This window comes from Mucilaginibacter rubeus, assembly GCF_003286415.2.
Lineage (GTDB): Bacteria > Bacteroidota > Bacteroidia > Sphingobacteriales > Sphingobacteriaceae > Mucilaginibacter > Mucilaginibacter rubeus_A.
In genome coordinates this window covers 6,276,219-6,292,192 of sequence record NZ_CP043450.1, presented here as the reverse complement: position 1 = coordinate 6,292,192, position 15,974 = coordinate 6,276,219, and the positions used below count along the sequence as shown (strand labels likewise).

Annotated in this window: 22 protein-coding genes; 11 read left to right on the top strand and 11 right to left on the bottom strand. The window is 41.9% G+C overall.

Translation table 11 applies throughout. The features are described 5' to 3' along the window. The first annotated feature begins 160 nt into the window (after positions 1-160). Both DEO27_RS25310 and DEO27_RS25305 read left to right on the top strand, forming a co-directional pair. Positions 161-526, top strand: a complete 366-nt coding sequence (locus DEO27_RS25310; RefSeq protein WP_190295233.1) for a PleD family two-component system response regulator — start codon at positions 161-163, stop codon at positions 524-526. A gap of 95 nt (positions 527-621) precedes the next feature. After that, positions 622-876 (top strand): hypothetical protein, encoded by a 255-nt coding sequence (locus DEO27_RS25305; protein WP_223818049.1) that lies wholly within the window; start codon positions 622-624, stop codon positions 874-876. Here DEO27_RS25305 and DEO27_RS25300 read toward each other — a convergent pair. The 4 genes from DEO27_RS25300 to DEO27_RS25285 all read right to left on the bottom strand — a co-directional run bounded on the left by DEO27_RS25300 (position 866) and on the right by DEO27_RS25285 (position 4,262). Next, complete coding sequence (locus DEO27_RS25300; RefSeq protein ID WP_112568200.1) at positions 866-1,147, bottom strand: hypothetical protein; 282 nt, start codon at positions 1,145-1,147, stop codon at positions 866-868. The two genes, DEO27_RS25305 and DEO27_RS25300, sit on opposite strands and share 11 nt — an antisense overlap. 64 nt (positions 1,148-1,211) lie before the next feature. After that, positions 1,212-1,943 carry a heavy metal translocating P-type ATPase gene (locus DEO27_RS25295; RefSeq protein ID WP_112568202.1) on the bottom strand — a complete coding sequence of 244 codons (732 nt, stop codon included), beginning with the start codon at positions 1,941-1,943 and terminating at the stop codon, positions 1,212-1,214. 674 nt (positions 1,944-2,617) lie between these two features. Beyond that, entirely contained in the window at positions 2,618-3,178 is a 561-nt protein-coding gene (locus DEO27_RS25290; RefSeq protein ID WP_112568204.1) for an AraC family transcriptional regulator, read from the bottom strand. Between the two features lie 13 nt (positions 3,179-3,191). Continuing rightward, positions 3,192-4,262: a serine hydrolase domain-containing protein gene (locus DEO27_RS25285; RefSeq protein WP_112568206.1), complete on the bottom strand. Its 1,071-nt coding sequence runs from the start codon at positions 4,260-4,262 to the stop codon at positions 3,192-3,194. Between the two features lie 387 nt (positions 4,263-4,649). Between DEO27_RS25285 and DEO27_RS25280 the strand changes: the two genes are divergently transcribed. Both DEO27_RS25280 and DEO27_RS25275 read left to right on the top strand, forming a co-directional pair. Then, entirely contained in the window at positions 4,650-5,612 is a 963-nt protein-coding gene (locus DEO27_RS25280; protein ID WP_112568208.1) for a heme-binding domain-containing protein, read from the top strand. 4 nt (positions 5,613-5,616) lie between these two features. Next, positions 5,617-6,093, top strand: coding sequence for a hypothetical protein (locus DEO27_RS25275; RefSeq protein ID WP_146749973.1), 477 nt, complete (start codon positions 5,617-5,619; stop codon positions 6,091-6,093). Positions 6,094-6,288: 195 nt separating this feature from the next. On the opposite strand, the gene DEO27_RS25270 is transcribed toward DEO27_RS25275, so the two are convergent. Then, positions 6,289-7,782, bottom strand: coding sequence for a TonB-dependent receptor (locus DEO27_RS25270; protein WP_112568212.1), 1,494 nt, complete (start codon positions 7,780-7,782; stop codon positions 6,289-6,291). 340 nt (positions 7,783-8,122) lie between these two features. Here DEO27_RS25270 and DEO27_RS25265 point away from each other — a divergent pair, with 340 nt between their 5' ends. The 6 genes from DEO27_RS25265 to DEO27_RS25240 all read left to right on the top strand — a co-directional run bounded on the left by DEO27_RS25265 (position 8,123) and on the right by DEO27_RS25240 (position 10,961). Then, entirely contained in the window at positions 8,123-8,377 is a 255-nt protein-coding gene (locus tag DEO27_RS25265; protein WP_146749974.1) for a hypothetical protein, read from the top strand. A gap of 101 nt (positions 8,378-8,478) precedes the next feature. Continuing rightward, positions 8,479-8,799, top strand: coding sequence for an ArsR/SmtB family transcription factor (locus DEO27_RS25260; protein WP_112568216.1), 321 nt, complete (start codon positions 8,479-8,481; stop codon positions 8,797-8,799). Position 8,800: 1 nt separating this feature from the next. Next, positions 8,801-9,268: an SRPBCC domain-containing protein gene (locus tag DEO27_RS25255; protein WP_112568218.1), complete on the top strand. Its 468-nt coding sequence runs from the start codon at positions 8,801-8,803 to the stop codon at positions 9,266-9,268. A gap of 9 nt (positions 9,269-9,277) precedes the next feature. Then, complete coding sequence (locus DEO27_RS25250; RefSeq protein WP_112568220.1) at positions 9,278-9,667, top strand: DoxX family protein; 390 nt, start codon at positions 9,278-9,280, stop codon at positions 9,665-9,667. An 8-nt stretch (positions 9,668-9,675) separates the two neighbouring features. Beyond that, positions 9,676-10,254, top strand: a complete 579-nt coding sequence (locus tag DEO27_RS25245) for a YdeI/OmpD-associated family protein (RefSeq protein ID WP_190295231.1) — start codon at positions 9,676-9,678, stop codon at positions 10,252-10,254. Positions 10,255-10,409: 155 nt separating this feature from the next. After that, on the top strand, positions 10,410-10,961 hold the full coding sequence (locus tag DEO27_RS25240; RefSeq protein WP_112568224.1) for a DUF4256 domain-containing protein: 552 nt from the start codon (positions 10,410-10,412) through the stop codon (positions 10,959-10,961). A gap of 2 nt (positions 10,962-10,963) precedes the next feature. Here DEO27_RS25240 and DEO27_RS25235 read toward each other — a convergent pair whose 3' ends face one another. After that, on the bottom strand, positions 10,964-11,395 hold the full coding sequence (locus DEO27_RS25235; RefSeq protein ID WP_112568226.1) for a hypothetical protein: 432 nt from the start codon (positions 11,393-11,395) through the stop codon (positions 10,964-10,966). 165 nt (positions 11,396-11,560) lie between these two features. Between DEO27_RS25235 and DEO27_RS25230 the strand changes: the two genes are divergently transcribed. Continuing rightward, positions 11,561-12,160, top strand: a complete 600-nt coding sequence (locus DEO27_RS25230; RefSeq protein WP_112568228.1) for a hypothetical protein — start codon at positions 11,561-11,563, stop codon at positions 12,158-12,160. Positions 12,161-12,181: 21 nt separating this feature from the next. Here DEO27_RS25230 and DEO27_RS25225 read toward each other — a convergent pair whose 3' ends face one another. The 5 genes from DEO27_RS25225 to DEO27_RS25205 form a co-directional block, all read right to left on the bottom strand. Continuing rightward, positions 12,182-12,439 carry a hypothetical protein gene (locus DEO27_RS25225; protein ID WP_112568230.1) on the bottom strand — a complete coding sequence of 86 codons (258 nt, stop codon included), beginning with the start codon at positions 12,437-12,439 and terminating at the stop codon, positions 12,182-12,184. Positions 12,440-12,479: 40 nt separating this feature from the next. Then, a complete protein-coding gene (locus DEO27_RS25220; protein ID WP_112568232.1) occupies positions 12,480-12,683 on the bottom strand; it encodes a hypothetical protein in 204 nt (67 codons plus the stop codon). Positions 12,684-13,276: 593 nt separating this feature from the next. Then, positions 13,277-13,777: a GNAT family N-acetyltransferase gene (locus DEO27_RS25215; RefSeq protein ID WP_112568236.1), complete on the bottom strand. Its 501-nt coding sequence runs from the start codon at positions 13,775-13,777 to the stop codon at positions 13,277-13,279. Positions 13,778-14,022: 245 nt separating this feature from the next. Beyond that, positions 14,023-15,000, bottom strand: coding sequence for a hypothetical protein (locus DEO27_RS25210; protein WP_112568238.1), 978 nt, complete (start codon positions 14,998-15,000; stop codon positions 14,023-14,025). A 489-nt stretch (positions 15,001-15,489) separates the two neighbouring features. Beyond that, positions 15,490-15,969: an OmpA family protein gene (locus DEO27_RS25205; RefSeq protein ID WP_112568240.1), complete on the bottom strand. Its 480-nt coding sequence runs from the start codon at positions 15,967-15,969 to the stop codon at positions 15,490-15,492. Positions 15,970-15,974 lie beyond the last annotated feature (5 nt).

The window sequence follows — 15,974 nt, the reverse complement described above, 5'->3', positions numbered from 1 at the left end:
TAATAAAACAGATCAATTGTGTTTAATAATCAAGGCGATAAATGTTAAAATCTCATTAGAAAAACAGACACTGTTTGATATAGGGTTTTGCCGCTTAACTGTAAGTTAATCAATGGCATGTGCTTTGCATTGCTATTATGACCTTAAGAAGGGCACGGATATGGCGAAACGAATTTTGATAGTTGATGATAACGAGCTGATGATAGAGGTAATGACCTACATTTTGCTCGGTAAAGGTTACCAGGTAGCCTCATCAACCCGTGTCCAGGAAATTTTTAAGATCATTAAAGCTTGTCATCCAGACCTGGTGATCCTGGATATTGTTAATGCGGGTATGGACGGGCGGGAGCTTTGCCGGCTTATTAAATTGAACTCGGCCACCAAAAATCTGCGTGTAATTGTTTGCTCAGAAAGTGAAGAAACGGATGCAATTATACCACAAAAAGGAGGTCCGGACGACGTTTTGCACAAGCCATTTGGTATGAATAGCCTGATCCGCAAGGTTGAATTACAGCTGGCCGCGTAATCGGGTTTGTAAAATAATTCACTGTAACAAAGGAAGTTAAGATATTAATTGAAGCCATAAACCAACTGTTGTTGTTTTTATAACATGGGATATGTATGTTTACCGGAGAGAAGATAAAGATGGGATTGCCACTAAGAATAACTTTTAACGATACCGATTACGTGTATCAAATCAACACCTCGCCAATTACCCCGGCCACCAGCGAACTTGAAATTTTACTGAACGGAGAAAAGATACTTCTTCAAAAAGACGCCCGCCGTGTATGGGTACAAACCGGCGAAGGCCCCGTGATTGAACCCGATTTTGCCCAAGCTTTAGGACGCTCTGTGGCTTTGCGGTTCAGAATGTAATAGCTTTAATTACAGATAAATTTTTGCCTCTTAATTTGGTAAGTGATGAAAGCATATCACCTTGATTGTTTGTGTCCAATATCAATCCAATAAAGAACGCATTGGGCGTTCTGTCGCCAATTTCTACGCTTTTGATTTTAATTACTACTTCATCAAGACAGATATAATCGCCCGAATTAATCTGCCCTTCAGTAATCTGGCCAGCTATCACTAATCCGCGACCGCTGATATTGAACCAATCCTGTAAAAGAAATAGGGCTGTGTTATGCATGGGTTTTAAAGTAAGAAAAAGTTGCAACCATTTGCATCAGGTAACAACTTTCTCTGATTTAATATTACATCAATCCCAACATCACAACCCCCATTAAAATCATCAGGCCATCTTCAATAATGGTTACGGTGCTCATGGGCAGGTTAAACACAGCGCCAAGGCATGCGCAACGGATCTGCCTTTTATTGAAAACGCTTTGCAGTACACCAATAAGACTTATAGTCATTACTATAACCATGATAGTGTTGACTGCTACCGGCGCTATATTCAATGCAAAGGCAAGGCCCAGGCCCAATTCAACAAAAACATAAATGTAGCCCCATCCTCGCCAGCGTTTGGCTACTACATCGTACATACTGTAGCTATCGGCAAAGCCACCAATATCCAGCAGCTTGAAAAATGAAAACACCAGGAAAAAGCCGCTCATGAATACGCGCATCATGGTCATGATGTTAAATGCACTGCTATATCCAGCAATTAATGATGCCGCCAGCAGATATCCGAATATAAGCAGGATGGGTTTATAAGTTTGAAGCCATGTGCGGTTTTCGGTATCATCATTGATGCTCATCGCATGGTGGTGCGGCTCCGCTTCACTAAGTTGGTATTTGGGATAGGTGGCAAGCGCCTGCTGAAGATCGGCTGTTGATACGTGCTTTTTCATGGTGATATCGGCGGTACCTTCGGCCAATGAGATATCAACCTTTTCAATATTGGGAACCTGCTGTAGCAGGCCTTGTACCTTGGCAAGACATCCGGTGCAGGTCATTCCGGTAATGTTATATGTATGTGTCATGATAATTTGTATTTGTTGATACAAAATTACCATGAGGTTGTGCCCAAGCTGTTACAGTATTATAGTTATGATTTATGATATTTACAGTTGAGGAAGAAAAGGGATGATAATAAGATAAGCTAATAAGTACTTGTCATCCTGAGCGATAGCGAAAGGATCTTCTTTAATATACAGAGCCGCCATGCATGGTGAAGAAGATGCTTCGTTCCTCAGCATGACATAATTAAAACCGGTTTTTCGCAGCAGATCAGCTTCGGGTGAAAACGGGCAGAACAATGCGGGGAATGTGCGGCTGTAAGGGCATAGCAAGTTTTTGCAGAAGCTGGGGATAGTGCGAATCGGGGCAAAATAATTGCAGCCCGTGGTTCTGTTCGTTTTGCAGGGCAAATGCCGAGTGGTGGACTTAGGGTAGGGTGTGGGCAAAGAAGCCTTTCTGCTGCAAGCCTTTTTGGGTACTTTTGAGGCTACAAAAGTACCTGTCCACGCGCGGCCAGAGCGCGACGATGTAAGTTCATTACAACAATAGTCGTTACCTGCCTATCGGGGATTGCTTCGTGCCTCGCAATGACGCCGCGGATATGTCATTTGACCTTCACAGATCTCTATTTTCTTCCACTCAGGATGACAATTGTTGTACACGCATTTTTCTTTTATAATGAATAAAGGTCGCAGGGTTAGATATCCTCCAGATTCCTTCGTTTACTGCCTTGTAAGACTTTAAAAGCCGAAGGCGTCATCCCGGTTACCTGTTTAAACTGGCTGGACAGATAGGCAACGCTGCTATAGCCTAACTGAAAGGCTATTTCAGAAAGGTTGAGCTCATTGTAAATCAGCAGCTCTTTTACTTTTTCAATCCGTTGGGCGATGTGGTATTTTTCGATAGTTGTACCTTCTACTGCTGAAAACAGGTTGCTAAGGTAGCCGTAATCATAATTAAGCTTCGATGTAAGTAGCGCCGAAAGTTTTAAGGGCGATTGCGTTTCATTATAGTGAACGTGCTCAATGATGAGCGTTTTGATCTGCTCAATAAGGCGGCTTTTTTGATCATCTATTAATTCAAACCCGAGTTCATTAAGCGAACTTTCCAATTCCTTAAGCTGTGATGTGGATGGGGCTTCCTTAACTTCTACTTCGCCAAGGTCAACAGATAGGGGCTGTAACCCTACTTTTTCAAGTTCGGTTTTCACCATCATTTTGCAGCGACTGCAAACCATGTTTTTAATATACAGCTTCATGCCTGCAAAACTACTACTTTACGGCTTCATCCACCAGTTGCTTCAATTCCTTGTAGTGTTGCTGCCGACCGTCGTTTTTAAGATAGAAAGTCATCATAAAGGCGGCATATTTTTTATCCTTGTCAATCCAGGGGAAACTCCCGAACAATCCCGGACTGCTTACTGTGTGCTCATCAAATACCCACTCGCCATATCCGTAACCTAAACCTCCGGCTTCGGCAGGGGAGTAGGCTATCTTTACGTCGGGCGTGATCCTGTTTATTTGCATCTGGGCTATACTGTTCTCGCTCAGTATTCGCTTGCCGTTAAAAACGCCCCGGTTCATGATCATGGTTAAAAAATTCAGGTAATCTTCGGGTGTACTATAAGCCCCGCCAGCGGGTAAGGCCACTTTGGCGTTACCAAAATCTGTATGAAGCATATTCAGCGGACGTGCAATGCGCTCGGCAAAAAGGGTTTCGAAACTTTTGCCGCTGATCTTCTCAATGATGGCACCGGCAATCTGCAAACCGGCGTTGCTGTAATGAAAAACTTTTCCGGGTGTGCCTTCCATTGGTAAGGCCGCGATATCGGCAATGGCATCGTCCATCGAGTTATCCTGGCGCATATCTTCCAGGCTTTCTTTTAATGGAGGGGTTTTAATCCCTGTTTGATGGGATAGGCATTGCCCTATGGTGATGCTGCCTTTTCCATGTTGGGAAAGCACAGGCAGGTATTTGCCAACGGTATCGGTAAGTTTTAGTTTACCCTCATCAACAAAGGTCATTACCAATGCGGCACTTAGCCATTTGCTGCAACTGGCTATAGCAGCCCTTGAAGTAGAGGTGTAATCATCCAGATCGGCCTTTTTACCTTGTTTGCGGGCAACCATCCGACTTACAAATTTTTGCCTCATGTTCATATCATTTGCGGCGTGGTTATAAACGATCTTGCCATCCTTATAAACAACAAGTACCACCCGGCCACCCATTTCTGAAGCGTGGTCGTTCAGCCAGGTGTCGACTTTGCCAAAATTGTATTGCGCATCCGCTTTAATAGCGCAAAGGGAAATAAGCAGTAAGAGTAAGATTGATCTTGTTTTCATTTGTTTGGATGATTTATGCGCGTGTTTGACTGCCAAGCTAATTTAAAGTTTATTCGGATATGTTAATTAGATCGTTGATGCTGAAAACATTGCAAATGAATAATTAAAAAGCGGAGCCTGGTGCGATTCCCTCCCCAGGGAGGGTGTAGGGAGGGGTTTCTGACAGACTCCCGGTGTTATAAAATGTGTATAGACCCCTCCCTGCCATTACGCATCCCCGCCGCACCCCTCCCAAGGGAGGGAATAAAAATGGTGCACAAAAACAACCCGTTTTGTAGTTTCAACTTCCTTTTTTACCCGTTTAACGATTGTTTTCACCTGCTCAACTAATTGTAATATTCATTGTTAATGATTGTACTTTTCTTTGTATCACAAAACCGAGAGGCTATGAGAACCAACAGAAAACCTTTATATCAACGAAAAGCATTCATCATTATCATGATTTTATTCCTGGGCTTTGTGGGCATCCAGTTTGTACGCCCTGATGTTCCCAATCCACCCGTAACCGGCGATCTGGAAGTCCCTGCCGATGTGAAGGCCATTGTTCAGCGCGCTTGTTATGATTGCCACTCTAACAACACCAATTTACGCTGGTACGATAAGATAGTCCCGGTTTATTGGGGAGTAGCATCACATATCAAGGATGGCAGGGCTGATCTTAATTTTTCGGAATGGAATAAACTCGCTCCCGCCGATCAGAAAGCAAAACTTTGGGAATCTATCAATCAAATTATTTCAGGAGCCATGCCTTTGCCAAGCTATACGGCGGTCCATACCGAAGCCAAGGTATCTCCAGCCGATCTGGCTGTGCTTAAAAATTATCTTGCAAGTATGGTTCATAACAAACCTGCCGATACCGCTGCTATCAACGCGGCAGATAAGCAATATCAGCATTGGGAGAAAAATGAAACAGCGATCGCCAAATTGCCAACAGCTGCCAACGGTATTGCTTATATCCCCGATTATAAAAACTGGCAGCCCATCAGCACAACCGAGCGTTTTGATAATAATACCTTACGCGTAATTTTTGGTAATGACATAGCTGTAAAAGCCATCAAAGAAAACAATATCCACCCATGGCCAAACGGAGCCATTTTTGCTAAAGTTGCCTGGGCACAATTACAGGATAAAGACGGAACAACCCATACCGGCGAGTTTAAACAGGTTGAGTACATGATAAAGGATGATAAAAAATACGCGTCGACCTATGGCTGGGGATGGGCGAGGTTTAAAACTCCGAAAATGGTTCCGTACGGAGGCGCGAATGTATTATTTACAAATGAGTGTATGAATTGCCATAAGCCAATGGCCGCCGAAGATTTTGTATTCACCCTACCCATTAAACACTAAACCCATGAAAGCATTATATAGTTTACTTGCAGCATGCACACTAATGTTGGCGGCCTGCTCAGATAATAAACCGGTTGAATTGTACAACAACAAAGCCGCGCTGCCTTCGTCGCCAAAATATAACCTCGACGGACTTAAAGTAATTACCTCCTTTGTTAATAAAACAAAAGGAACGGCTTCAACGCTTTATGGTAATGACCTGGCATTAAAAGCAGCAATAGAAGGGAATAAGATAATTGCTGCGAAAGAGGTTTTTACATTGGTAACCTGGAAACAGCAGGATGATGACCACTGGTTTGGCGCAAAGATCCCATCAGATGTTGAATCGGTGGAAGTGATCAAAACCGCTTCGTCGGGCAATAATGTCGCTGTTAATTATGAGCAGTTAGAAGGTAGAAACCTCGACTTAAAAACAGATACATCAGGCCAGGCCGAAAGGATTAAATACATCCTTGGTCAAAAACCTTCAGTTTTGCCGTAAAAAAACGAACGGGAGATTATTAGTTTCATGAAATAAAAAAGCATGGGCTGCGGGATTCCCCTCTTGAGAGGGGTGGAGGGGTGTGTTTCTGCTTTGATAAGCTAATTACATAAACACACCCCTGCCAACACACATTCCTTCGCGCCCCCTCTCAAGAGGGGATAAAGAATGGATACTCAATCTGCTTTTAGCTTTTTAGGCGATATCAATCTCTGTACGATCTCCATCCGCAGGAGGCACATCAAGTGCTTTTGCCGGCTCCAATCCGGAAGCATAGCCAAACAGGCGCCGTTCTTTGATAATAGAGGCAACTTCTGCAGGTACAAATTCTTCCCAACCGGTGGCGCCCAGTTTTATCAACTCCAGCACATTGTCGGTTTCAACGTTAAGGTTGTTTTCGTTATAATGCCTGATATCTTCTATTTTATTATTGGCTATCAGGTAGCGGTACAAGTCTATCAGGTGCGGCGGCAGATAAAAACGTAAACAGTTCCAGATTACGCCATCGCGCAGGGTTGGGTATATGAATAATTTTACCTTACGGCTGAATAATGTAGCGAACGATTCCAAAATGCCGCCCGGCAGGTCTTTATAATGCTCTTCAGAGAAGATATACTCCAGGTTAGGGAAACCAAGTACCACGCCCATTTTAAGTTTGGTGATCTTTGACAGGTAGGCTACCAGCTTATAATACTCGTGGAAGTTAGAGATCATTACCGTTTGCCCCAGTGAGCCAAGGATGTCTACCCGGTCAAGGAAGTCCTTTTCATCAATATCGGCGTTGATATCGGCATTACGCTCCTTAAGGGCTTGTAGTGTGAGCTCGGTAACTACCACTACATTTTCTTTGTCAACATCCGATTCCTGCAGGAATTGTTTAACACCGGTGTTCAACATGTCCATATGCACGTTAATGACCGGGCGGAAACGGCCGCGCACCATTACAATGTGCTTTTTGTACAAAACTTCTGAAGGCTGCAGGTTTTTACCATCCGGCCCGAACAGCGCGGCGTCCGAAAAGCCATATTTTACCAGGTGAAGGCTCATCAAGCGGTTATCAACCTTGGTAAAGTTTGGCCCCTCAAAGCGGATCATGTCAATCTGGATTCTATCGCGCGAGAGGTTATCCATTAGCGACAGTAGGAATACCGGCGGGATCTCATTGTAATAAAAGCAGGCATACATCAGGTTTACACCCAAAATACCTACGGCCTGCTGCTGCAGGTTATTATCGTTATCCAGCAATTTAACGTGAATGATCACATCGTTGTACTGCCCGTTAGGTTCCAGCTGAAAGCGTACACCCATCCAGCCATGACCTTCGTTGGTTTTGTTGTAGTTGAGGGCCGATACCGTATCCGCGAAAGCAAAAAATGTTGATGTATCGCCGCGCTGAGCACCAAGACGCTCAATGATAAGACCGTATTCGTGGCTAAGCATAGCCATTAATCGCGGTTCGCTCACATAACGGCGGCTTTGCTGTACCCCATAAATGGCATCTGAAAAAAGCATGTCATAAGCCGACATGGTTTTGGCTATGGTGCCGGATGATGCCCCGGCTTTAAAAAAGTTTGCTGCTACGTCCTGTCCTGCTCCAATTTCGGCAAATGAGCCATAAATTTCGGGGTTAAGATTAATGGCCAGTGCTTTTTGCTTGGTCCCAATATCTTTATTGTGAATGGCATTCATACCCATAAATTATTATAGTTTACTGTTACCAGTAGTATAACCTAAGAAGACCTAAAATTACACTTTTTTAAGCGAAGGCGTGTTAAGAATGTATTACAAAATAAGTAATGGCCCATTTTATTACTTTCAGAAAATAAATTAATGTGTTTTTGACAGGTTATCGCGGCGTGCGGGAAGGTTTGTGGATCAATAAGATATCTTCATGCAGCAGCGCTGAACAGGCGGGTTTGCCCTAATCAAAAACTGAACAATCTGAACAGCCCTCTTTTGGCACTCATATGTTTAAATTTATATGAATGCAAAAGTTTTAAATCATAGGTTATTTAAATCCCTTTCAGAAATGGATCTAAAAAACGGACAAATCGACGTTTCGTTCATGCCTATCTCCAGCAGGTGTGGTACAGCCGTATTTGAGAATAAGGTAACGAAGCAAGTGTATCATTGTAAATTTGTTGAGATAGGTTCAACATACCGCATAACGGCAGTAATGACAAACGGAAAATCATGGTTTGGGCCGGAAAGCCATTTGATGGCTGCCAGAATGCTTACTTCTCCGTTGGTGGATGTACCGAAATTAAAGGTTATCACCAATTAAACTACCCTTTCCCTGAAGTACTAAGTCGTCTGTAAAAAAATGTTAAAAACATTTGCGTAGTTAAATGGCTACATTTATATTTGTAGCCAAATAGCCACATGATGAATTTAAGACGAGACGTATTCCAGGCCATAGCCGACCCAACCAGGAGGGCTATCCTTTTGCTTGTGGCCACCCAAGCCATGACTGCCGGCGTAATTGCATCCAATTTTGACACTGCCCGGCCCACAGTTTCCAAGCACCTTCAAATACTTACCGAGTGCGAATTGCTTAAACAGGAGCAAAACGGCAGGGAGATCTATTATCATATTAATGCTGAAAGAATGAAAGACGTAGCCGACTTTATTGAGCCCTTCCGCGCTATGTGGGAAGAGCGGTTCAACAAATTAGAAGATATCATGAAAAATTATAAAGGCAAATAACATGGAGAAGAAAACCAAAATTGACGCCGAAAATGGCAAACAGGATTTAACCATAACCAGGGTATTTGAATTACCTGTGGAACTGCTTTTTAAAGCCTATACCGAGGCCGAAATTGTTGAGCAATGGATGGGAACCAAGGTGCTGAAGCTGGAAAATAAAAAGCACGGCAGCTGGCAGTTTGAAACCAAAGACCCGCATGGTAACGTGGTTTTTAAAGCCAACGGAACTGTTCATGAGTTTATCCCGGATCAAAAAATTACCCGCACGTTTGAAATGGACAACGCGCCATTTGATGTACAGTTGGAGTTCTTGGAGTTTGAAAAACTTACCAACGATACCAGCAGGCTTAATATGCATGTGGTGTACAGAACGCCGGAGCTCAGGGATCAGATGCTGAAACTGCCATTTGAATATGGCATAAACATGGCACATAACCGCCTGCAGGAAGTATTAAACAAATTAAAATAGTAGCCTGTTATGAAAAGAAATAAAATTATTTACTGGATTGCTACCCTTTGGCTTGCTTTAGGGATGGTATCAACTGGGGCGGTACAGTTAATGAAAATGAAATCGGGGGCGGGAGGGGCCGATAGTGTGGCTCATTTGGGTTATCCCGCTTATTTTCTGACGATATTGGGTTTCTGGAAAGTTCTGGGTGTCATAGCGGTACTCGTTCCTAAATTTCCGGTGGTGAAAGAATGGGCTTACGCTGGTTTCTTCTTTGCTATGTCGGGAGCGATTTTTTCGCATCTTGCGGCGGGTAACGCGGTGAATGAGATATTTCCTGCTTTGCTTTTACTGGTACTAACAGTAATTTCGTGGTATTTCAGACCGGCAGACAGAAAGATGAGCCCGGTTAACCAATAATAAACAACATGAACCCTAAGGTTGATTTTTATTTTAACGAAGCCGAAAAGTGGCGGGAAGAAATAGAGCAATTGAGATTAATTGCCCTTGATTGCGGATTGACCGAAGAATTGAAATGGGGTTGCCCATGTTATACCTACCGCGAAAGCAACATTGTTTTAATACACGTATTTAAAGAATACTGCGCGTTTTTATTTTTCAAGGGCGCGTTGTTAAGCGACACACATCAGATCCTGATCCAGCAATCGGAAAATGTGCAGGCAGCACGGCAGATCCGGTTTACCAATGTTGAAGAGGTAACCGAACAAAGGAGTATTCTGAAATCCTACATTTATGAAGCCATTGAGGTGGAAAAGGCAGGCTTAAAGGTAACCCTGAAAAAGACGGAAGATTTTGCCGTGGCCGACGAGTTTCAACGCAAATTAGATTCGATTCCGGCATTGAAAACCGCATTTGAAGCCCTGACGCCAGGCCGCCAAAAGGCCTATCTGCTGCATTTTTCGCAACCCAAACAATCATCAACCCGGGAGGCCAGGGTTGAGAAATGGATGCCACAGATTTTAAATGGCAAGGGATTGAATGATTAATTATATAACCCGAAAAGGCGGGGCTGCGCGATTCCCCTCTTGAGAGGGGTGTAGGGGTGTGTTATTCTGGAGGTCATGAACGCCGAAGAAACACACCCCTGCCAAGGGAGGGAATGAATAGGATTATCAACGAATAAACCATAATCAACAATAACATGAAGCTATCACCAGAACAACAGCAGGAACTTATTGGAATATTGAAAACCCGCTTTGAAAAAAACATGAACCGCCATACCGGCGTGGAGTGGGCCAAAGTACAGACAAAGCTGGACGCCAGTGCTGAAAAGCTATGGTCTCTTAATGAGATGGAAATAACCGGCGGCGAACCGGATGTTGTTGCTTATGATGAAAATACCGGCGAATATATTTTTTATGATTGTGTTGCCGAAAGCCCCAAAGGCAGGCGGAGTGTTTGTTACGATCATGAAGCGTTGGAAGCCCGTAAAGAATATAAACCTGCAAACAGCGCCGTTGAAATGGCCAGGGATATGGGTATTGAGCTTTTAAATGAAGAACAGTACCGCGAACTGCATAAGCTGGGAAAGTTTGATACCAAAACATCAAGCTGGATAAAAACACCTACAGCTATCAGGAAACTTGGCGGGGGCATTTTTGCCGATTATCGTTACGATACTATTTTTATTTACCATAACGGTGCCGAGTCGTACTATGCTGCCAGGGGTTTCAGAGGAGCGTTAAGGGTTTAAAATCAAAAACTCCCGAAATTGAAATCAGATGGCCGGGTGGGGGTAAATAAAGTAATGCGTCGTGATTTGGCGGATGGATTAAACAGGCTTTCTCCCAGTGTTTTTATTTCCTGCTCTGTAAGAATGCCGGTTTTACCTTCCCATTGTGAACAGCGCTTTTCCTGAAAATCAACGCGAAAGCTGCCTAAGTAATATTTTTCAAAGTCCTGACCTACGTTAATGATAAATTCATCCGTTTTAAACCGGTCGCTCAGTTCTTCTTGTTCCAGTGCTGCTTTATAGCTATCATCTTTTAATTCTATATAAAAGAATAATTTCTCAATATTGCCTGATTTGAGATTGGGTGGTATTTTGGATTGCAGCAAAAATGGACTTATAAAAATTTCCTTTTCTCCGGCTTCTGTTTGAAGGTTGATCGTATACGAATTGAGCATTTATCGGTTGTTATGTAATCAGAGTTTCTGAGTAGGGTGCAAAAAGCAGAGTATTCAGAAAGATTTCGTAAATCATTCTGAATGACCAAGCTACATAAAATCAGGAATATTGCAATAAGATGAAAACGTTTCGCCACATCATCTGTAGTTAGTTTATTTACTAACATGGTGGCAGAAAATACTACTCTAATTGTAAGCGCATTTTCAGGACTTGCCGGGGCGTTGATTTCACAAACGCTTACCGGCCTGTTTGCCTATTTGGGCGATAGGAGGAAAGCAGATATCGACCTGAAAAAACGCTATCGGAGCAAACAGGTAGAAATAGCCGAAAGCTATTATTACGTCACCGGCGAAACGATGTCTATCCTCAAAAAAAGCGTTCAGCTATGGAAGGGGCGGAGCATTCCCCGGAGCGAAGCCAGCTACCGTTCAATGACCGAAAGTTTGAAGGAGGCCGATGCTCAGCTCAAAAAAATGAACATCGACAACTGGAAACATAACCTGATCGGTTTGTACTTTAACGTATCGCTATCCTATGATGAACTGATTGCCGCCAATAATAAATCGCATGAGTTGTATCTCAACGTGCTAGACCTTGCCGATAAAATAAAAAACTCGAATGATGAAGAATCCCGGGAAAGATATATCGGCCAGTACAGCGTTGGCATTTTTGATTTGTGCAGCCAGTATGATACGGTTTACAATATTCTTGCCGGTGATATGGAAAAAGTTAAAGTGGAATTAATGAAGAGTTTTGAGTTATAAAGAGCGGGCTGGCAAGCGAGTTTATTCATAAATAGCGGCACCCTTTAACATATCGGCAAACACCCGCCAAGAAGCCGTGTCGGCATTAATGCTCAGATCAAGATTATCGTAGTAACCTTGAATATCTTCGGCATAAGAAGCCAGGGCGTCAAGGAAACTTGCTAAATCTATATTTTCCCAGGAATTTCCCTTTGTCTCAAGATCTTTCTTCAATCCAAGGACAAATTTTATAAATGAATCACGATCATTGACATCTGCTGGTGTTATATTATTGCTCATGATAAGGCTTTGTCAAAGATACTATTTGTGACTAAAGCTATTATTTATTTGACTGTAATTTTCCGTTGATATTATCGCTGACATGAACTACAGACATGCTGCATTTGGTCAGCGCCTCCCGCACCCTTTCCAGTTCGGCTTTCATGCCATCTAAATGGAAATTATATTCTGTTTCCAACTGCTGAATAGCCTCTAAAATGCGTCGTTCGCCTGCTAATAAAATGTCATATTCTGTTGGCTTCATAGTGGTAATGTTTGTAATCGCTACAATCAACCAACATTTGACATTCACATATAGGTTGCTGTAACAGGATATAATTGCGCATGCCGCTTTCTGGGATGTGATTAAGGTGCGGCATGTTTAACAAATGAAAAGTTTTGAATTTCAATATCAAAACAGAATCGACGATTAGCGTGAATGTGTCGATGAATGTGGATAACCGGAACTTGAATGTTTTATTGTGTTTAAAAGACGCAATAAATGTAACCCTGTAACGGAATTATCGTAATAGGCTTAAAATCAGTAAAGAAGGCGGGCGGTGTTTAAACATTCTGAAGAAGAAATTGAGTTATTAAAGAAACAAGTTTTGATTAATGCAGATATATTCCCGGCTATTGAGGCCGACATGGAGGCTTTAACCGACAAGATTAGGCAAGTTACACGTAAAGAGCTAAGCCCAATCTCCTTGTGCAAATTGTACGGGTTTAAAGAAACAAAGTTTAAGCCATCATTACATACACTTAATGTGCTGTCAAACTTCTGCGGATACAAAAGCTGGAAGAAGTTTTGCGAATTAACATAACCGTAGGAAATGGATACCGGTGTAAGTTCTTCTCTTAGTCGACTCTTTTTCCCAGAATTTTTAACCCTCTTTCCTGATTGTCCAGGATAGCTATATTGGGGAGGTTTCCCCATTCTTCGAACCCAAAGTTTTTGAATAGCCGCAAACTGGGCTCATTATGCGCGAAAATGAAACCGATCAGGGTTTTTATTTGAAGCGATGGAGCAGCAGCAATACAGTGTTCAAGTAATTTTTTTCCAAGCCCTTTGCCCCGATGGGTGGCATCGATATAAATGCTGATCTCGACGGTTGCATTGTAGGCCGGTCGCCCGTAAAAGGATTGAAAGCTGATCCAGCCAACAACATTATTGTTGCCATCCTCCGCTATCCATAAAGGCCTGGTATGACCATGCTCATAAAACCACTTTTTTCTGCTTTCAACAGAAACGGATTCGGTATCAGCCGTTGACATCCGTGATGCAACGGTTGAATTATATATTTCAACTATTTTGCTTAAGTCGGCTTCCGTAGCATCTCTAAACTTTATCGGCTCCATAACATGTCATTTAAAACGTCTTTATCCAAAGTTAGGAGGATAATATATGTGAAAAAATGCCGATTTGTTATCTGTTAATGCGCGGGTTGCATTAGTTGTATTTGTGAAAGACGCGTTATAAGTTAGGCATCCGATTGGTTTTATAAAATATTGGTGCTCGAAAGGAATTACTTGCATTTGATTTGAACACTAAAAAATAAACACGGGCGACAAGTCTTGATTAAAATTAGTTGCAACTCGCTCTTCTACTTCTCTTTTTTTCTTCTTAGTTGAAATTTATAATTATCTAATTCCTGCTTCGGATTTATTCTGACCATTTTATAACGCCCTTTCGTCAATTCACCACCAGAATCCTGATGGTAATGTCCTTGAAAAGAATCAATTTGATTGGAACCACTTCGGGCTTCAACCTTTCCATAAATAACACCTATTATATTACGATCTTCCGTTTCGATCTTATAATTTAGTATGAATGATCTATCATGAAAAATAATTGCTTTTTGTGTGTCCCATTGATATGGAGGTTTAAACAACTGCAACGGCATCAACTTACTGGCTTTCATCCAGCATCTTCTTCCCTGCAATTGCCAATCTATAAGATTGCCGAAGGAATTGACCATCGTAATGTCACACAGTCCCCCATGACTGTAACCGACATTAGTGCGATAGCAAATATATTCATAAGTCCCTTTAATGTTGAATGGCACACCTCGCTTTACCTTTAGATAGTTCTCGTTGCTCAAATAGCTGGTTAGAGGAGACAAAACAGGAGAATCTGAATCGTATGCTATTTTCATTTTTACCAATTTCTTAAGTAATGTATTATGAAACAATAGATATTCAGGCTGGCTTTCTTCAAGGGACTCGATTTCGTCTGGGTAAATGACATGATTATAGGAGCTTAAATCAAACTTAAATTCGGTTGATTTATCCTTTATAATCAACACAGGCATGTCAAAACCTACACGAAGTCCAAGTTCGAATAATACATTAGGATTATATCCACTAACGTCACAAATCACAATTGGGATAGTAAAAATATTATTAAAAATAGTTTCTTTTATATTTAAGCTAACAGGGTCGTAACTGACAATCTCTGCCTCTCCAAAACCCGCCTCGCCCACTATCTTGTCTAACAGTTTTTTAATAAACTGCCAATGCTGTTCAGTATATTTTCCAAGCCCCGAAATGGGCATTATATAACCACAAATCTTTTCGTTCATCGATCAAATTTATTATAGCGTTAATATATAATATAAAAGAAATATATAGACATTTTTTCCAGTGAAAATACACATATCTTGCAATAAAACAATCGATTAGGATTATTTGCATATTGTATATGCAACCAGATAAGCATTAATTAGATTCGTTTCGAATGGAATACATATTTAGATGAAAAGTTTTATATTATAATAGTAGCACTTTTTATAAATTCAATGTTGAGAGGATTAAGCATAAACGCAGGAAAAGGGGGCTCGATTAACAATACAAACACTCAGGTATAATCTAATTATTTCTGTAAATCCACTTGCCTGGATTCAAACTCATAACCACCGGCGATAACGATTGAACCTGTAAGATGAGTTCTGGCTGTGCAATACAAAATGCAACAGGTATTTGAAGGAAAACCATTATAGGATTTCATTAAGTCGAAACGGCTGATCTGCACGTGTGATCAGCCGTTTTGCATTACTACGAAAACTCGATGTTTAATTTGTAAAATGGACTTCAACACGCCTGTTTTTCTGACGGCCGGCAATTGTTTTATTTGACGCTACAGGATGGGTATAACCATATTCGGTAGCTGCAATACGTGCTGAATCGGCGCCGTTTTGTACAAGATATGTTTTGACAGCTTCGGCCCGTGCTTTTGATAGCATCCAGTTGTAAACGTATGCGCCCCTGTTATCGGCATAGCCACCCAGCTTGAGTGAGGCATTGTTGTCTTTCATCAGTTTAGCAACATTTTTCAAGTTGTTGTGGGCGTTATCCGGGATGGTTGATTTGTTAAACCCAAACTCGATGTTTTTGATTTTCATGTTGGCCAATGCTTTCGGCGATAGTTTTTTGGGAGAATCGTCTTTTTTTGTGCCTGGTTTATCCGGATTCCCTGCCATTGCGGCGAAGTTTAGCAAACAAAACAATACGGCTAAAGCCGTTGTGATTGGTTTTAAATAATTCGTTTTCATGGTTT